Origin of the sequence: Marinospirillum perlucidum, assembly GCF_003336805.1 — a bacterium.
Taxonomy (GTDB): domain Bacteria; phylum Pseudomonadota; class Gammaproteobacteria; order Pseudomonadales; family Halomonadaceae; genus Marinospirillum; species Marinospirillum perlucidum.
Map to the genome: position 1 here is coordinate 98945 of NZ_QFWJ01000005.1, position 17131 is coordinate 116075.

The window sequence follows — 17131 nt, forward strand, 5'->3', positions numbered from 1 at the left end:
GCCGGATGAAATACGTTGATGAGTTTCGTGATGGTGACAAGGCTCGCCAGCTGGCCGCAAGAATCCTTGAAGAGGTCGACCCTGAGCGTAGCTACCGGCTGATGGAGTTCTGTGGCGGCCATACCCATGCGTTTTTTCGCTATGGCCTGACCGATTTACTGCCACCGCAGATTGAACTGGTTCATGGTCCCGGTTGCCCGGTCTGTGTGCTGCCGATTGCACGGCTGGATATGGCCATCGAGCTGGCCCGGCGTGAAGAGGTGATCCTCTGTACCTATGGCGATATGCTCAGGGTACCTGCCTCGGGTCGGGTTTCCCTGCTCAAGGCCAAATCCGAAGGAGCGCAGGTGGTGATGGTGTATTCACCGCTGGATTGTCTGGAACTGGCCCGTCAGAATCCGGATAAGGAGGTAGTCTTTTTTGCCATAGGTTTTGAAACCACCACGCCACCAACGGCTCTGCTGGTTCGTGAGACAGCCGAGGCCGGGCTGGAGAACCTCTCCATTTTCTGTAACCACGTCCTCACACCGGCAGCCATGCACGGCATTCTCGCCGGGGATACCCCCCTGGGGCTGGATGGCTTTATCGGGCCAGCACACGTCAGTACTGTGATCGGTAGCCAGGCTTATGAACCCTTTGCTCGTGAATACGGCTATCCGGTGGTGATTGCCGGATTTGAACCCCTGGATTTGCTGCAGGCCATCCTGCAACTGGTTCATCAACTAAACCAGGGACGCGCCGAAGTGGAAAATGAATTCACCCGTGCGGTGACCCGAGAGGGCAATCTCAAGGCCCGTCAGCTCTGTGATGACATCTTCACTCTGAGAGACAGTTTTGAATGGCGGGGGCTGGGCAGCCTGCCCGAAAGTGCCCTCTGCCTGAAACCGGAATGGGCCCACCTGGATACCGAGAAACGCTTCAGCTTTCAGGCCGGGGCTTCACGCGAGAACAAGGCCTGCGAATGCCCTTCGGTTTTGCGCGGGCTGACCAAGCCACATGAGTGCAAGCTCTTTGGTAACCCCTGTACCCCGGAAAATCCCCTCGGCTCCTGCATGGTTTCATCGGAAGGAGCCTGTGCGGCCTATTACAGTTATGGTCGCCACCAGCTTCCGCAAAAGGCAGACATCCTGGCAGTAGGTAACTGATTTATGGCAAAAATTAATTTTAACAGCGGTAAAGTGGAGATGCTGCACGGCAGCGGCGGCAAGGCTTCCAGTGATTTGATCGAGCAGCTTTTTTTACCCCTGCTGGATAACCCCTGGCTGCAACAGCAAAACGATCAGGCAGCTTTTGATCTGCCACCAGGGCGCTTGGTGATGGCTACCGATGCCCATGTGGTGTCTCCCCTGTTTTTCCCCGGAGGGGATATCGGCAGTCTGGCTGTGCATGGCACGGTCAATGACCTGGCCATGGCCGGGGCTCGTCCCGCTTACCTGTCCGCGGCTTTTATCCTCGAAGAAGGCTATCCCCTGGCTGATCTCAAGCGCCTGGTGGAATCCATGGCTGCTGCCTCGAAAAAGGCCGGGGTGCCCATTGTGACCGGGGACACCAAGGTGGTGGAAAAAGGCAAGGGCGACGGGGTGTTTATCACCACCAGTGGTGTGGGGGTTCTGCCTGAAGGCGTTCATCTCTCCGGAGATCTGGCCCGCCCCGGTGACCAGCTGCTGGTTTCCGGTTATCTGGGCGATCACGGGGTGACTCTCTTGTCCCTGCGTGAAAACCTGGGCTTCGAGTCGGAAATCCAATCGGATTCCCAGGCTTTACACGAACTGGTCGAGGTGATGCTGCAAGCAGCACCGGGCTTGCGCTGCCTGCGCGACCCCACCCGTGGCGGATTGGCCACCAGTCTGAATGAGCTGGCGCGTCAATCCGGAGTCGGCATGCTGATCAATGAAGACCAACTGCCCTTGAGACCGGCCGTCAAAGCCGCCTGTGAATTTCTGGGGCTGGACCCCCTCTATTCTGCCAATGAAGGCAAGCTGGTGGCCATATGTCCGGCCGAGGAAGCCGAGGCTCTGTTGGCCGCCATGCAGGCTCACCCCCAGGGAGAGGACGCAGCCATTATCGGCGAGGTTGTGGAAGATGATCGCCACCTGGTGCAGATGAAAACCAGTTTTGGTGGCCAGCGTATTGTTGACTGGTTGCAGGGGGATCAGTTGCCCAGGATTTGCTAGGAACCCCCGATAACTCTTGAGCTGGCCTCTTGAAGAAGGGGCCGGTTTAGCTGTTACCTGGTTTGTAGGCAATAAAAAAGCGACGGTGGTTAACCGTCGCATCAAGAGGGAGATCAGAAACCACTGATTAACTACTGCGTTGAAACGGACTTCAAAATGCTCATTTACTCGCTGTAAACTCCGCTTTTTCAGTCAGTTTCGATGGCGACCTACATGGATGTAGGAAGTGCTGGAATTCATCAGGAATGAATTCAGCTCTGACCTGCACTCGTAACGTTGATCAGAGGTCTCTTAAATCAAGTGTTTCCAGCCATCGGGCTGTAAGCCTTTAGATCAGTAGCAGCAGGCCGGTACAGCTGACGGCAACACCGGCACCGCGCAGGGCGAGGGGAAAGCTGCCCAGGGCGGAGCGGGCAATCATCACCCCGGTCAGGTGAAGCAGCAGGCTGGCCAGTAGCAGTCCCAGTCCGAAGCCCAGGCTGTTACCCACCGCTTCCACACCATGTGCAGAACCGTGGAAGGCGGCAAAGCCGGCAGCGAGGAAGAGCAGACCGGCAGCAGGCAGGCGCAGGCGACTGGTGACCAGCAGGCCGAAGATCAGCAGGGAAGCGGCAATACCCACTTCAAACCAGGGCAGGATTACCCCAGCCAGACCTGCCAGGTAACCGCCCAGCAGGGCAACCAGGAAGCAGGCAGGCAGCAGCAGTTGCATACGGCCCTGGTGCAGGCCGGCCAGCAGGCCCAGAGTAATCATGGCCAGCAGGTGATCCCAGCCACTCAGGGGGTGCAGGAGACCGCTCAGAAAACCATTTTGCAGGTGCAGGTGGTCGCCGGTGTGGGCAAGAGCCAGGCCGGGCAGTAAAAGGCCCAGGCAAACGGCCAGTAAACGAGTCATCGCAGGAAAAGTTTGCATGTTTCTTCCTTAGTTTCCTTTTATATTTGGACGGCATTCGGATAATCATAAGCAAAACAAATGCCAGTTACTGCCTGTTAGTGGATTTTTGTCCTTGTCTTTGCTGAGCTTCGCCAGCTGCAGCTTGAGCGGGGCATAGTCCTTGCTTGGCAGCGTGAAGGCAAGCTTGCGTCCCAGCAAAGGCTTTTTTGGGGTGGTTGCCTGCTTTGCATCCTGTATCCTTAACAGGTAAGTCGCCTTTCACCCGCCGGGGTTTTTTATGGACAAAGAGAGCCAGCTCACTGATTATTTACCCGACCTTCAGTCTTTTACTGATGAGGCCTGGGTGGAAGTGATCCGCAAAATGGATGAAGCCTATGCGGATCTGGTGGGCTATCAGGTGCAGATTGAAGAGCAGAATGCGGCGCTGGAAGAGGCGCGCAGCTTTTTCGATAGTGTGCAGTCGGCCATGAGTGATCTTTTGATCGCCTGTGACCATGAAGGCCGGGTGCAGCAGGTCAATCGGGCCTGTGAAGAATTGACGGGCCGTTCGGCCGAGGATTTTATTGGCGCAGCCCTGATCAGTCTTTGTGAAGGAGCCTGCCAGCAACGCCTGCAGCAGGCTCTGCAGCAGGTCAGGGTAGAGCCGGTACGTGATCTGGAAGTGGAACTGGAAGGCAAGGAGGGGCCGGTTCCCCTGGCCCTGAACTGTTCCGCACGTTTCAGTCAGCGAGGTCGCCTGGTGGGAATCGTGGTGGCCGGACGCCCTCTGGGGGAACTCCAGCGTGCCTTCAAGGAACTCCATCAGGCCCATGCGGAATTGAAGCTGGCCCAGGAGCGTCTGGTGCAGGCGGAGAAAATGGCCTCCCTGGGGCGGCTGGTGGCCGGTGTAGCCCATGAGCTGAATAATCCCATCAGTTTTATCTATGGCAATATGCATGCCCTGCGCGGTTATACCCGGCGTTTGACCCGTTATTTTGATGCCGTACATGCCGGTGAGGATCGCCAGAGTCTGGCAGCCCTGCGCGAAGAACTGCGCCTGGACAAGTTGATTGCCGACCTGGATTCCCTGGTTGAAGGCACCCTGGAAGGGGCCGGGCGAGTCAGGGATATTGTCGATGATCTGCGCCAGTTTTCCTCGACCCAAAAGACCTCAAAAGCGGCTTTTGATCTCTTGCATGTGGTTTGCTCGGCCCTGCACTGGATTACCAAGGATTCCCCCGGTCAGTTGGAGGTGATCACCCACCTCCCTGAACATCTGGAAGCCTACGGCCATTCCGGACAAATCCATCAGGTCATTGTCAATTTGCTGCAAAATGCCGTGGATGCCGTCCATGACCAGCCGCATCCACGCCTGGTGATTACTGCAGGGCAGACCGTGGATAAAGCCTGGCTAACTCTGGAAGACAATGGCCCCGGCGTTTCCGATGAAGACCTGTCGCGCTTGTTTGATCCCTTTTACACCACCAAGCCGGTCGGGCAGGGCACAGGGCTGGGTCTGTCGATCAGTTATGGTATTGTAAGCGAGCATCAAGGTTCCCTGACGCTGAAGAAAATCGACCCGCCTGCTGCAGAAACCCCGCCTCGGGGAATGCTGGCGCGCCTGGAATTACCCCTGCCCCCCGATGACGAGGAGTCTCCACATGGCTAACCTGCTCTGGCTGCAATCCGGTGGCTGTGGTGGCTGCACCATGTCCCTGCTCAATGCCGAGTCCCCGGATCTGCTCACCCGCCTGGAAGCAGCAGGTATTGAGCTACTCTGGCACCCCTCCCTGAGTGAAGAAACCGGCTCCGAAGTGCATGCCTTGTTGCAGCGGATTCTGGAGGGCGAGCTGGCCCTGGATTTTTTATGCCTGGAGGGTGCGGTGTTACAAGGCCCTCAGGGGACGGGGCGCTTTCACCTGCTGGGTGGAACGGGTATTCCCATGATGGAATGGGTCCGCCAGTTGGCCGAAAAAGCCCGCTATACCCTGGCGATCGGTAGCTGTGCAGCCTATGGCGGCATGACCTCGGCCGGTATCAATCCCTCTGAAGCCACGGGCCTGCAGTATGAAGGTGAATTGCCCGGAGGTCTGCTGGGTAGTGAATATCGCGCCCACAGTGGTTTGCCGGTGATTAATGTGGCCGGTTGCCCTACCCATCCGGAATGGGTGCTGGAAACCCTGATGGAACTGGTCTGGGATGCTCCCGACCGGCAGCGTTATGATGCCTGGCAACGGCCACGCCTCTATACTGATTCCCTGGTTCACCATGGCTGTGCCCGTAATGAATACTATGAATACAAGGCCAGTGCCGAGCAACTGGGTCAGCAGGGCTGTATGATGGAACACTTGGGCTGTCTGGGGACTCAGGCTCATGCCGATTGCAATACCCGACCCTGGAATGGTCAGGGTTCCTGTATTCAGGGCGGCTACCCCTGCATCAACTGCACGGCACCGGAATTTGAAGAGCCCCGGTCAACCTTTCTGGAAACCCCCAAGTTGGCGGGGATTCCTGTCGGCCTGCCCAGGGATATGCCCAAGGCCTGGTTTGTTGCCCTGGCTTCCCTGTCCAAGGCAGCCACACCGCAGAGACTGAGAGATAACGCTGTGGCTGAGCAACTGATTTATCCACCCACGATCAAGCACAAGAAAAATAACTGATGTCGCGTATTCTGTTAGGACCCATCAACCGGGTTGAAGGTGACCTGGATATCAGCCTGGAACTGGATGGCTCTGTCATTCGTGAGGCCCGAGTCAACTCCACCCTCTATCGTGGTTTTGAACAGCTGCTGGTGGGCAAACCCGCTCTGGATGCCCTGGTTTATGCCCCGCGTATTTGTGGCATCTGTTCGGTCAGTCAAAGCCAGGCTTCCGCCCTGGCCCTGGCTGAGGCACTGCAGCTAGAGGCACCCGCCAATGGCGAACTCTGTCGTAACCTGATGTTGGCCAACGAATCCCTGGCGGATCTGCTGACGCATTTTTATCTTTTCTTTATGCCGGATTTTGCCCGCGCCGATTATTCTTCCGCCAGCTGGTACCCGCAGATCGCCCGGCGTTTTCAAGCCATCAAAGGCGAAGCTGCCAAGACGGTGCTGCCAGCCAGAGCCCAGTTTTTGCATATCCTGGGCTTACTGGGGGGTAAGTGGCCGCATACCCTGAGTTTGCAGCCGGGTGGTTCCAGCAAACCGGTGCGCCCCCAGGAGCGCCTGCAATTGCTGACGCTCCTGCGCAGTTTTCGTAACTTTCTGGAAAAGGAAACCTTCGCTGCGCCCCTGGAGCGGATAAATGCCCTGAGCAGCCCGCAAGAGCTGGCCGCCTGGGAAGCGGAAGAATCCTGGCAGACTGGGGATTTGCGTACTTTTCTGCATTTGAGCCGCGAACTTCGGCTGGATCAGTTGGGCCGGGGTTATGATCATTTTCTGAGCTACGGTAATTTTTCCCTGCAGGGGCAAAAACTGCTACCTGCAGGCACCTGGAATCTTCAGGAGGGTTACCAGCCTCTGGATACGAACGCCATCGCCGAGGATGTCAGTCACGCCTGGCTGGAAGAGGAGCCTGCAAGGCATCCGCGCCAGGGGTCTACCCGTCCAGTGGTGGAAAAAGATGAGGCCTACTCCTGGTGCAAGGCTCCACGCCTGGATGGACAGGTAATGGAAACAGGGGCGCTGGCCCGCGCCCTGGTCGCAGGCCAGCCCCTGCTGACTGCTCTGGTTCGCGAGCAGGGAGGCTCGGTGCATACCCGAGTACTGGCCCGTTTGCTGGAATTGGCGCGGCTGCTTCCGGAAATGGAACACTGGGCCGCAGCCCTGCAACCCGAGCAACCCTTTGCTGTTCACGCCGAGGAGATGGGCTCCGGGGAAGGTGCGGGTCTGATGGAAGCGGCCCGTGGCAGCCTGGGCCATTGGCTGCGTTTGGAAAAAGGCCGCATTACCCACTATCAAATCGTGGCCCCCACCACCTGGAACTTTTCACCCAGGGATAGCCAGCAACAACCGGGAGCGCTGGAAAAAGCCCTGGCAGGCACCCAGGTGGAAGATCCCGGCCGGGATTCGGTTCGGGTTCAGCACATCCTGCGCAGTTTTGATCCCTGTATGGTTTGCACGGTGCACTAATAGCAGCTTGAAAAATCCTTTTTATATTCCTTTTTGAAATATAAAAAGCTCTAGTTAGTATTTTTTGTTTCTCCTTCTTGCCGTTAGACTGCCTGACTAAGTCAAGATGATAGAGGAGAGGCTCATGCCCCTGTTAGTCAACCGTCAAGCCGTGGAAAAGGATCCCTGGCAGTTTATCTACCCGGATGCAGAAACCGGCGAACTGCCTGCTGATGCCTGGCCGCAAGCGGCTGTGTTGCCCGCCAGCCATCTGGCTGAACTGGAAGTGGCCCAACTGGCCGAAGAAAGAGCCCTGGGTGCCTGGCTGACCACCGAAGAAGAAGTGGATCTGCTACTGCCCTGGGTCGAGCAACTGGAACTGGTGGCCATTGAATTCCCGGTATTCCGTGACGGTCGCGGTTTCAGTCAGGCTCGCCTTTTGCGTCGGGCCGGTTTTAAAGGCGAACTGCGGGCACGTGGTGATGTGGCTCGTGACCGCCTGGCCTACATGGAGCGTTGCGGTTTTGATGCCTTTGATATTCCTGCCGAACGTTTTGATGCTACGGATCTGGGTGCTTTCACAGAAATCAGTGTGCACTACCAACCAGGCGTGAAGCGCGTCGGGGAGGAAGGTCATGTCTCTTGATGCCTATCTGGAACCCGGCAGTCAGCCCCAGGTGGACCTGGATGCTGATCTCCAGGCCAAGCTGGATACCCTGGTGCAGCGTTTACAGCAGGCCCGGCAGGATTATGGTGAAGGCCTGACCTTTGCCAACAGTCTGGGTGCTGAAGATGCCCTCTTGACCGGAGTTCTGGCCAGCCATCAGCCGGAAATCGAACATTTTGTGCTGGATACCGGACGCCTGCCCGAAGAAACCCTGACCCTGCTGGATCAGGTGCGTCGTCGCTGGCCGCAACTAACCCTGAAGGTTTACTATCCGCAGTCGCAAGAACTCCAGGCTTTTGTGGAAAAAGAAGGCGTCAATGCCTTTTATCTATCCCAGGAATTGCGCAAAGCCTGCTGTGGCGTGCGCAAGCTGGAACCCCTGAAGCGTGCCTTGCAGGGTAAAACAGCCTGGATTACCGGCTTACGTCGTGAACAGTCGGTTACCCGTGATCAACTGGAATACAGCCAGTGGGATGAAGGCAATGGCCTGCAAAAGCTGAGCCCCTTGTATGACTGGAGTGAAGGAGAGGTTTGGCAGGCGATTCGTGGTCTCAAGTTGCCTTATAACCGACTGCACGATCAGGGTTACCCCAGCATTGGCTGTGCCCCCTGCACCCGTGCCGTTGCTGCCGGTGATGATCCGCGTTCCGGCCGCTGGTGGTGGGAAAACCCCGAAACCCGTGAATGCGGGCTGCATCAGCGTTAAGGATCGATTGCTTTTCTGTTGAGCCGAGGTGTGTCTTGGACTATTTGCCTTTATTTTTCCGCTTGCAGGGGCGTTCCCTGCTTCTGATTGGCGGTGGTGAAGTGGCTTTACGCAAGGCTCGCCTGCTGGTTCGTGCCGGTGCCCGGGTCGAAGTGGTGGCGCATGAGCTGCACCCGGAGCTGCAACAGCTGCTGGATGATCATCAGGGGCAGTGGCTGGCCCGGGAATTCCTTAGTGAGCACCTGGATGGCCAGGCACTGGTAATCGCTGCCACCGATGATCGCACTTTCAACCGTCGGGTTTACGAGGAAGCAGTCGCTCGCCAACTGGCCATTAATGTCGTCGATGACCCGGCACTCTGCACCTTTGTCTTTCCCGCCATTCTTGATCGTTCCCCGCTGGTCATCGGTATCTCCTCTAGCGGCAAGGCACCGGTGCTGGCGCGCCTGCTCAGGGCCAAACTGGAAACCTGGATTCCCAGCCGCTACAGCGATTTGGGGCAATTGGCCGGACGTTTTCGTGAAGCCGTCAAGCAGCGCTTCGGTTCGATCAATCGCCGACGTAAGTTTTGGGAAGACACTTTTAGCGGCACGATTGCCGAAAGAGTTTTTTCCGGGCAGATGCAGGAAGCGGAAAAACTCCTCCAGGAACAGCTGGACAAAGCAGATGAAGAAACCGGCGTGGGTGAGGTCTATCTGGTTGGTGCTGGCCCCGGTGATCCCGAACTCCTGACCTTCAAAGCCCTGCGCCTGATGCAGCAGGCCGATGTGGTCCTCTATGATCGCCTGGTTTCCGCCGAGGTGCTGGATCTCTGCCGCCGGGATGCCGAGATGATCTATGTGGGCAAAAAACGCGATCATCACAGTCTGCCCCAGGAAGGCATTAATCGTCTTCTGGTAGATAAGGCACGCGCCGGCCACCGGGTCGTGCGTCTCAAGGGAGGCGACCCCTTTGTTTTTGGGCGTGGTGGCGAAGAGCTGGAAGAATTGAAGGGAGCCGGTATTCCCTTCCAGGTGGTGCCGGGTATCACTGCCGCCAATGCCTGTTCTGCCTATGCCGGTATTCCCCTCACGCATCGTGATTATGCTCAGTCCGTCAAACTGGTGACCGGTCAGCTTAAAAACCGTACCAGCGAGCTTAATTTCGAGGAGATGGCGGACCCCAACCAGACCCTGGTTTTTTATATGGGGTTGCACACCCTGGAGCTGATCGTTCAGGGTCTTTTGGAAAAGGGCAAGCCAGCAACCACTCGAATTGCCCTGGTCTCTCAGGGGAGTACGCCCCAGCAGCGAGTGATTACCGGCACCCTGGAAACCATCGTGGCCCAACAGCAAGAGGCGCAGCTGCCTGCTCCAGCCCTGATAATCGTGGGTGAAGTGGTGGAGTTGCAGCCCAGGTTGGCCTGGTTTAATACAAACTATTAGACTTATTGGTCTTTTTTATCAGTTATTTGCTTGTCAGCCCTCTGAGTTAACTATACCATTCAGTTACTAACTATACTGATTGGTCTATTTTTGAGGTGGTCATGACTGATAAACCAAGGCGGCGTAATAATTCCCGCGGTGCAATTCTCGATGCAGCCCAGCGGGTCGCTGTTAACAAGGGTGCCAATAAGGTCAGCCTGGATTCTGTCGCCAAGGAGGCAGGCCTCACCAAGGGTGGTGTTCTTTACAACTTCTCCGGTAAAGATGCCTTGATGACGGCCCTGCTGGAACGCCTTGTCGATACCTACAAGCCGCTGGTAGAGACTCGTCGCGAAGAGCTGGCCGGTGAAAAAAATGCCACCCTACGCTCGGTGATCCAGGTGATTCAGCAGCTTCAGCAACTGGATCACAATATTCCCATGGCCATCCTGGCTGCCGGAGCTGAAAATCTCGATCTCTTGCAGCCCCTGCGTGCGGAAATGGCGCGTCGTCAGCAGCAGATCCGTGATGAAGCCGAAGATCCGGATCAGGCCTCGTTAATCTGGGCCGCTGGCGAAGGCATGATGCTAATGGATATGCTGGGTCTCTTGCCCTTTGACGAGGAAAAAAGACAACAGCTATTTCAACGCCTGGATGAAGCTGCCGAAGGCGTGCGCCCATGAAAAGGCAACTGCTGCTTGTTGGCCTCCTTTTTCTCGGAGCCAGCCTTCTGGCCCCGAATCTGGTTGCCGAAAATAACACCTCCCTGACCAGCGTGAGGGTGGAAACCCTGGGTGATCATCGCTCTACAGCCAGTCGTCGCTTTGTCGGGCGAATTGATGCCGTCAGTAGCGTTGATCTTTCTTTTCAGGTCGGGGGACAGCTCCTGAGTTTACCGGTTCGTCAGGGTAGCCAGGTGGAAACAGGCAGCCTCTTGGCGCAATTGGACCCGACCAATTTCCAACTGGCGGTGGAGGAAGCTAAGGTTCGACTGAATCAGGCGGAAAGAGACCTGAGGCGCAAGCAGACGCTGCTGGAGAATAATTCGGTTTCTCCTGCGGTGGTTGATGAAGCCAGGGATCAATTACGCCTGGCTGAACTGGGCTTGAATGCCGCCAGACGTAATCTCTCCTTTACTCGCATAGAAGCCCCGTTTAATGCCCTGATTACCCGACGCCTGGTTGACCCCTATGTCAATTTGTCCGCTGGCACTCCGGTGGTTCGCATTCAGGATGTTACCGAGCTGCGGGTTCATATCAGTGTGCCCGAAGACCTGGTGCGCAAGGTGAATACGCCGGATCAGGTAGCCGCCGAATTGCTGCTGCCCGGTCGCGAGGAGCAGCCGCTAGCCCTTGAATACCGTGAACATGCCACCGAGCCGGATCGAGTCGTTCAGACTTACCAGGTGACCTTTGGTTTTCAGCCGCCTGAGGGCATGAATCTGCTACCCGGCATGACCGCTACCGTGAGAGTCACCCCGACTTCTGAAGAAGCCCTGCATCCGCATCTGGATCTTCCCGCCAGTGCCATTAACGCTTCCAGTGACGGCACCTTTTTTGTCTGGGTTTTCCAGCCACAAAGCGGCACCGTGGAAAAGCGCCAAGTGGAGGTCGGCCGTCTGGCCGGTGATCGTATCGAAATACTAGCCGGTGCCGAGGCAGGCGAGCAGGTGGTTACCGCCGGAGGCACTCATCTGCATCCGGGCATGCGTGTCCGCCCCTTCAGTCAGTTTTAAGGATAACCTCATGAATGCTGCGCACTGGTCGATTGAACGGCCTATCAACACCTGGCTGTTGATTCTTCTGTGCTTTTTGGGGGGGATCTGGGCCCTGATGACGCTGGGTCGTCTGGAAGATCCGGCCTTTACCATCAAGCAGGCTCTGGTGATCACCCCCTATCCGGGGGCCACTGCCACGGAAGTGGAAGAGGAGGTCACCGAGCAGATGGAATCGGCCATCCAACAGCTTTCCCAGCTGGATCTGATTGAATCCCGCTCTTTGCCGGGGCTGTCGGAAATCACTGTGGAAATCAAGGATACCTACCAGGGGGATGCCATTCCCCAGATCTGGGATGAATTGCGTCGCAAGGTCAATGATGCCCAATTGCAATTGCCACCGGGCAGCGGCTCTTCACGGGTGGTGGATGACTTTGGTGACGTTTTCGGGATTTTCTATGCGGTCACTGCAGAAGGCTACAGTGACGATGAAATTCGTGAGCTGTCACGTTTTCTACGCCGTGAACTGCTGACGGTACCCGGAGTGGCCAAGGTTTCCACTCGGGGGGAACCCCAGGAAAGCATCTACATCGAAGTTTCCCACGAAAAGCTGGCGCGTTTGGGGTTACCCATTGAACAGCTGCTCAATACCCTGCAACTGGAAAACTCGGTGGAGCAGGGCGGCGAAATCAGGGTTGAAGACCAGAGTATCCGCATTGTGCCCCGGCCGGGGCTGGATTCGCTGGCCAGCCTGGAAGCCCTGCGCGTGGGGCAGGTGGGCACCACCGAGCAAATCAGCCTGATCGATATTGCCGAGATCAAACGCCAGCGCCAGGAAATTCCCGACGAGGTGATTCGCTTCGATGGCGAGGCCGCTTTTACCCTGGCGATTGCCGGGGTGGCTGATACGAATATCGTCAAGGTGGGCGAGGCCGTGGATGCCCATCTGGCCTCGCTGGAAAGTCAGATCCCGCTGGGCGTCACCCTCCATCCGATTTATGAACAGCACCGGGTGGTGGATGAAGCCATAGACAGCTTTATGATTAACCTGGCGCTTTCGGTCGCTATCGTGATCGGGGTGCTGTGTATTTTCATGGGCTGGCGGGTTGGCCTGGTGGTGGGTGCCACCCTGTTTCTAACCGTTATGGGGACGCTGTTTTTCATGCGTATCTTCCATATCGAGATGGAACGCATCTCCCTGGGGGCCCTGATCATTGCCATGGGGATGCTGGTGGATAATGCCATCGTTGTCGCCGAAGGCATGTTGATCAACATGCAAAAACGCCTGGGTTCGCTGGCCGCCGCTGAAGATGCGGTCTCCCGTACCCAGTTGCCGCTTTTGGGGGCAACGGTAATCGGGATTATGGCCTTTGCCGGTATCGGTCTTTCCCCGGATGCCACCGGTGAGTTTTTGTTTTCTCTCTTTGCCGTAATCGGCATTTCCCTGCTGCTAAGCTGGGTGCTGGCTGTCACTGTGACCCCCTTGCTGGGGCATTATCTGTTCCGGGCCAGTGCCTCTGGCGACACGACTGAAATCTATTCCGGGCGTATCTATGCCTTTTATTTGCAGAGTCTTAAAAAAGCACTCAAGCACCGTGGACTGACACTCACCTGCCTGCTATTGCTGACTCTGGGTAGCTACGCCGGTTTTGGTTGGGTCAAACAGGCTTTCTTTCCCGCCTCCAATACGCCACTTTTTTATATTAATTACCACCTGCCCCAGGGCACGGATATTCGTGCCACGGCCCGGGATATCGAGGCAATTGAGCAGGAGGTAATGGCGGCGGAAGGTGTGGTTAGTGTGGCCAGCTTTATCGGCCAGGGGGCCAGCCGTTTTATGCTGACCTACGATCCCCGCCAACCGGACCCTTCCTATGCCCAACTGATTGTGCGTGTGGAAAGTCTGGATCAGATTCCCGTGCTGACTCAGCAGCTGCGCCAGGATCTGGGGCGCGAGTACCCTCAGGCTCGCATCTATACCCAGCGACTGGAATTCGGCCCCGGTGGCGGGGCCAAGCTGCAGGCGCGTTTTTCCGGATCCGATGCCGAAACCCTGCGCCATCTGGGCCAGCAAGCCATGCAAATCCTGCGCGATAATTCGGACATCCGCGATGTGCGCCACAACTGGGGTGAAAGAGAGCTGACCCTGTCACCGCTTTTTAATGAAGAAAGAGCAAGATACGCCGGAATCAGTCGCCATGATCTGGCCGAAGCCCTGGAATATTCGACCACCGGGGTCAAGGCCGGTATCTATCGTGAAGGGGTGGAGCAGCTGCCGATTATTGCCCGGCCTCCCGAAGAAGAGCGCCTGAAGCCCGAGCGCCTGAGGGATCGCCTGATTTGGAGTAGTGTGGAAAGGGCCTATGTGCCCCTGACTCAGGTGGTTTCCGATTTTGAACTGGTGGCCGAAGAAGCCCGTATTCATCGACGCAATCGGGTCAGAACCCTGACAGTGGAAGCCGAGCCTCGGCCGGGCGTAACCGCCGCAGAAGCCTTGTCTCAGGTACGCAGTTCAATCGAGGCGCTGGAATTACCGCCCGGCTATGCTCTGGAGTGGGGAGGTGAATATGAAAACTCCTCGGAAGCCCAGGCTTCTCTGGCGCAGCAGCTGCCCTTGAGTTTTCTGGTGATGCTGGTGGTGTCGGTGCTCCTGTTCGGGCGTCTGAAGCAGCCTCTGGTGGTGTGGCTGGTGGTGCCCATGTCGGCCACCGGCGTGGTTTTGGGGCTTTTGCTCAGTGGTCTGCCGTTCAGTTTTACTGCGCTACTGGGCTTTTTGAGTCTGTCAGGTATGCTGATGAAGAATGCAATCGTGCTGGTGGATGAAATCGACTTTCAGTTGACTCAGGTCAGGGATCAGCGTCAAGCCTTGCTGGAAGCCAGTGTCAGCCGCTTGCGCCCGGTTTTCCTGGCAGCAGGTACCACGATTCTGGGTATGCTACCCTTACTCTTTGATGCATTTTTTGCCAGTATGTCAGTCACCATCATGGGCGGGCTGGCTTTTGCGACCCTGCTGACACTGATCGCTGTGCCGCTACTTTATGATGGGCTGCTACTCAGGAATAAAAAAACGCCTTAGGATCTAGAAGAACAATGAATAGCTTGCAGGAAAGCAGTTGGCTAGTAAAAAACAAAAGTGGATTCCAGGCTTTGGAAAAACGCCTTCTCAAGGTGTTCCAGCAGCTCACCGAGGAAGACCGCCAGGTGCAGGAAAAACTCTACCTGGATGCCTTTGACTGGAATCTCTGGCGTAAATCCCTGCAGCTGGTTTTTCTGGCTCCCGAGGGGGATCAGGGTGCACGCCTGGAGCTGCAAAAACTGGATGGTGAGCTGCTGGAAACAGCCCCTGTTGCCGCCCGCAAGCCACCGGTTTTCTGGTGGGATCTGCAGGCCAGTCCGCTGCGCAAACTCCTGCAAAAGCACCTGGGTGTTTGTAGCCTCAAGGCCTGGGGTAAAGTCCAGGAAGATCGATGTCAGCTGGCCTGTCGCGATGAAGAAGGCAAGATACTGGTGCGTCTGCTCTGGGTCACTCAGGCTGCCTACCCTACCCATGCCGAAGAAACCCCACATCACTATCAGAATTACCTGACAATCCAGCCCCTGCGGGGTTATGAAGCAGCAGCCCGCAAAGTGGAAAAGTGCCTGGCGTCCTTTTTACAGGAGCCGCTGAAACCGGATAGCCCCGAACAATTGCTGCTTCTCTGTAAACTGGACCCGGCTGCAGAACTACTGCCCCAGCCCTTGCCACTGGACCCGCAAGCAGCCACCGAAACCGCCTTGCGCCAGGCAGCCAGTCTGTTATTTGCCCAGGTACGCCGTTATGAAGCTGGCCTGGTGGCCGATCTGGATACTGAATATCTGCACCAATACCGGGTCAATCTACGTCGTATCCGCTCCATCTTCAGTCTGATGAAGGCCGCTTTACCGAGTGAAGTCTGGCTGGAGTTAAAAGAGCGGCTGGCACAGTTGGCCCGCACAACCAATCAACTTCGCGACCTGGATGTTTTTTTACTGGATCAACAGGCCTTTATGGCGCTGCTGCCGGAAGCCTTTCGTCCGGGACTGCAGGAGCTTTTCGATCAGATCCTGGTAGAGCGAAACCAGGAGCAAAAGCTGCTGGCGCGGTATTTACTCAGCGAAGACTACGAAAAAAACTGCCGCTGGCTGGATGCTTTCTTCAATCAACCGGCACTTCTGGAAACGCCACTGGCGACAACACCTGTTGCCCAAACAGCCAGTCGTAAAATCTGGAAGCGTTACCGGCGAATCTGCCGGACCGCCGGTGAAATTACCGCAACCACACCGGATGAAGAGGTCCATGAGCTGCGAATCGAATGCAAGAAGCTGCGCTACCTGCTGGATTTCTTTGCATCCCTCTATCCACCCGAGCAGGTGGCGCGCCACCTGAAAAGTCTCAAGCGGCTGCAAACGATACTGGGCAACTTTAATGATCTGACCCAGCAGCAGGCTTTCCTGCTGGAGCGCCTGGAAAGGCAAACTTCCAGTGACCTGGATGCAGCCTTGCACGGGTTAATTACCCTGCTTTACCAGCAGCAACTCCAGGAAAGAGCCAAGGTGATGGCGGCTCTGGAGGCCTTTGCTGCGCCCCAGATGCAAGCCGACTTCAAAGCCAGTTATAAAGAATAATGCGGAGACGAGTATGAAAACCCTGGCAATCTACAGCATGAAAGGTGGCGTGGGCAAAACAGCCACTTCAGTTAATCTGGCCTACTGGGCAGCGCGCTCAGGTTTGAAAACCCTGCTGATTGATCTGGACCCCCAGGGTGCCTCGTCTTTTTATTTTCGCATCAAACCGGCCAAGAAAAACTGGGGCAAGCGTTTCTTCAAGGCCTATGAAAACCTACTCAAGCAGATCAAGGCCAGTGATTATGAACACCTGGACATCATCCCTGCTCACCTGAGTTTTCGTAATTTTGATGTCATCCTGGATGGGCTTAACAAGCGCAAGGGTCGGCTGCGCAAAATCCTCAAGGGGATGAAAAAAGAATACGACCTGGTCATTCTGGATTGCCCACCCAGTATTGGTCATCTATCCGAAGCTGTTTTTACCGCAGCAGATCAACTGCTGGTTCCCGTCATTCCCACCACCCTATCGGAAAGAACCTTTGAGCAGCTCTTGGATTTCTTTCGCGAAGAAGACTACAGCAAAAAGAAAATCCTGGCTTTTTTCTCTCTGGTCCAAAACCAGAAATCCATGCACAAGAACACCCAGGAAAGCCTGCGTAGCAAGCACTCACTCTTTCTCAAGTCAGTGATTCCCTTTTCTGCCGATGTGGAGAACATGGGGGAGCACCGCGCACCGGTGGATCAGTTTGCCCGTAACAAGCCCGCCAACAAGGCTTATTACGAACTTTGGAAGGAAGTGGCGCGTAAGCTGAAGTGACCGGAGCTGAAATAGCTAAGAGAGATTAGGGGTGATTTCTGCACTTAATATCGTAATCTCCTCAGTTATAAGCGGGCTATCAGCCGAGTCTTCAGGTACAAG

Annotated in this window: 14 protein-coding genes; 13 read left to right on the top strand and 1 reads right to left on the bottom strand. The window is 56.2% G+C overall.

Features of this window, described 5'->3' with window-relative positions; all coding sequences use genetic code 11:
• The first annotated feature begins 5 nt into the window (after nt 1-5).
• Together hypD and hypE are read left to right on the top strand one after the other, a co-directional pair.
• Nucleotides 6-1145, top strand: a complete 1140-nt coding sequence (gene hypD / locus DFK18_RS08570) for a hydrogenase formation protein HypD (protein WP_114417847.1) — start codon at nt 6-8, stop codon at nt 1143-1145.
• 3 nt (nt 1146-1148) lie between these two features.
• The gene (gene hypE / locus DFK18_RS08575; protein ID WP_114417848.1) at nt 1149-2174 is read left to right on the top strand and encodes a hydrogenase expression/formation protein HypE; all 1026 of its coding nucleotides are present in this window, start codon (nt 1149-1151) and stop codon (nt 2172-2174) included.
• Between the two features lie 328 nt (nt 2175-2502).
• Here the strand turns inward: hypE and DFK18_RS08580 are convergent, their stop codons facing one another.
• Entirely contained in the window at nt 2503-3087 is a 585-nt protein-coding gene (locus tag DFK18_RS08580; protein WP_114417849.1) for a HupE/UreJ family protein, read from the bottom strand.
• Between the two features lie 259 nt (nt 3088-3346).
• On the opposite strand from DFK18_RS08580, the gene DFK18_RS08585 reads away from it, so the two are divergent.
• The 11 genes from DFK18_RS08585 to DFK18_RS08635 all read left to right on the top strand — a co-directional run bounded on the left by DFK18_RS08585 (nt 3347) and on the right by DFK18_RS08635 (nt 17029).
• Complete coding sequence (locus DFK18_RS08585) at nt 3347-4717, top strand: PAS domain-containing sensor histidine kinase (RefSeq protein WP_114417850.1); 1371 nt, start codon at nt 3347-3349, stop codon at nt 4715-4717.
• Entirely contained in the window at nt 4710-5708 is a 999-nt protein-coding gene (locus tag DFK18_RS08590) for an NADH-quinone oxidoreductase subunit B family protein (RefSeq protein WP_114417851.1), read from the top strand. The genes DFK18_RS08585 and DFK18_RS08590 overlap by 8 nt, the downstream gene beginning before the upstream one ends.
• On the top strand, nt 5708-7159 hold the full coding sequence (locus DFK18_RS08595; protein WP_114417852.1) for a nickel-dependent hydrogenase large subunit: 1452 nt from the start codon (nt 5708-5710) through the stop codon (nt 7157-7159). The genes DFK18_RS08590 and DFK18_RS08595 overlap by 1 nt, the downstream gene beginning before the upstream one ends.
• A gap of 124 nt (nt 7160-7283) precedes the next feature.
• Nucleotides 7284-7784 carry a DUF934 domain-containing protein gene (locus DFK18_RS08600; protein WP_114417853.1) on the top strand — a complete coding sequence of 167 codons (501 nt, stop codon included), beginning with the start codon at nt 7284-7286 and terminating at the stop codon, nt 7782-7784.
• Entirely contained in the window at nt 7774-8511 is a 738-nt protein-coding gene (locus tag DFK18_RS08605; RefSeq protein WP_114417854.1) for a phosphoadenylyl-sulfate reductase, read from the top strand. Before DFK18_RS08600 ends, DFK18_RS08605 begins: the two co-directional genes overlap by 11 nt.
• Nucleotides 8512-8546: 35 nt before the next feature.
• Nucleotides 8547-9935 (top strand): siroheme synthase CysG, encoded by a 1389-nt coding sequence (gene cysG, locus DFK18_RS08610; RefSeq protein ID WP_114417855.1) that lies wholly within the window; start codon nt 8547-8549, stop codon nt 9933-9935.
• A gap of 101 nt (nt 9936-10036) precedes the next feature.
• On the top strand, nt 10037-10597 hold the full coding sequence (locus DFK18_RS08615) for a TetR/AcrR family transcriptional regulator (protein WP_114417856.1): 561 nt from the start codon (nt 10037-10039) through the stop codon (nt 10595-10597).
• On the top strand, nt 10594-11649 hold the full coding sequence (locus DFK18_RS08620) for an efflux RND transporter periplasmic adaptor subunit (RefSeq protein WP_114417857.1): 1056 nt from the start codon (nt 10594-10596) through the stop codon (nt 11647-11649). The genes DFK18_RS08615 and DFK18_RS08620 overlap by 4 nt, the downstream gene beginning before the upstream one ends.
• A gap of 10 nt (nt 11650-11659) precedes the next feature.
• A complete protein-coding gene (locus DFK18_RS08625) occupies nt 11660-14704 on the top strand; it encodes an efflux RND transporter permease subunit (RefSeq protein ID WP_114417858.1) in 3045 nt (1014 codons plus the stop codon).
• Between the two features lie 14 nt (nt 14705-14718).
• Nucleotides 14719-16272: a CHAD domain-containing protein gene (locus DFK18_RS08630; RefSeq protein ID WP_114417859.1), complete on the top strand. Its 1554-nt coding sequence runs from the start codon at nt 14719-14721 to the stop codon at nt 16270-16272.
• A 13-nt stretch (nt 16273-16285) separates the two neighbouring features.
• Complete coding sequence (locus DFK18_RS08635) at nt 16286-17029, top strand: ParA family protein (RefSeq protein WP_114417860.1); 744 nt, start codon at nt 16286-16288, stop codon at nt 17027-17029.
• The last annotated feature ends 102 nt before the right edge of the window (nt 17030-17131 follow it).

Excerpts from the sequence above, each read along its gene's own strand:
- hypD (WP_114417847.1), top strand. The coding sequence starts at position 6 with ATGAAATACGTTGATGAGTTTCGTGATGGTGACAAGGCTCGCCAGCTG.
- hypE (WP_114417848.1), top strand. The coding sequence starts at position 1,149 with ATGGCAAAAATTAATTTTAACAGCGGTAAAGTGGAGATGCTGCACGGC.
- DFK18_RS08580 (WP_114417849.1), bottom strand. The coding sequence starts at position 3,087 with ATGCAAACTTTTCCTGCGATGACTCGTTTACTGGCCGTTTGCCTGGGC.
- DFK18_RS08585 (WP_114417850.1), top strand. The coding sequence starts at position 3,347 with ATGGACAAAGAGAGCCAGCTCACTGATTATTTACCCGACCTTCAGTCT.
- DFK18_RS08590 (WP_114417851.1), top strand. The coding sequence starts at position 4,710 with ATGGCTAACCTGCTCTGGCTGCAATCCGGTGGCTGTGGTGGCTGCACC.
- DFK18_RS08595 (WP_114417852.1), top strand. The coding sequence starts at position 5,708 with ATGTCGCGTATTCTGTTAGGACCCATCAACCGGGTTGAAGGTGACCTG.
- DFK18_RS08600 (WP_114417853.1), top strand. The coding sequence starts at position 7,284 with ATGCCCCTGTTAGTCAACCGTCAAGCCGTGGAAAAGGATCCCTGGCAG.
- DFK18_RS08605 (WP_114417854.1), top strand. The coding sequence starts at position 7,774 with ATGTCTCTTGATGCCTATCTGGAACCCGGCAGTCAGCCCCAGGTGGAC.
- DFK18_RS08615 (WP_114417856.1), top strand. The coding sequence starts at position 10,037 with ATGACTGATAAACCAAGGCGGCGTAATAATTCCCGCGGTGCAATTCTC.
- DFK18_RS08620 (WP_114417857.1), top strand. The coding sequence starts at position 10,594 with ATGAAAAGGCAACTGCTGCTTGTTGGCCTCCTTTTTCTCGGAGCCAGC.
- DFK18_RS08625 (WP_114417858.1), top strand. The coding sequence starts at position 11,660 with ATGAATGCTGCGCACTGGTCGATTGAACGGCCTATCAACACCTGGCTG.
- DFK18_RS08630 (WP_114417859.1), top strand. The coding sequence starts at position 14,719 with ATGAATAGCTTGCAGGAAAGCAGTTGGCTAGTAAAAAACAAAAGTGGA.
- DFK18_RS08635 (WP_114417860.1), top strand. The coding sequence starts at position 16,286 with ATGAAAACCCTGGCAATCTACAGCATGAAAGGTGGCGTGGGCAAAACA.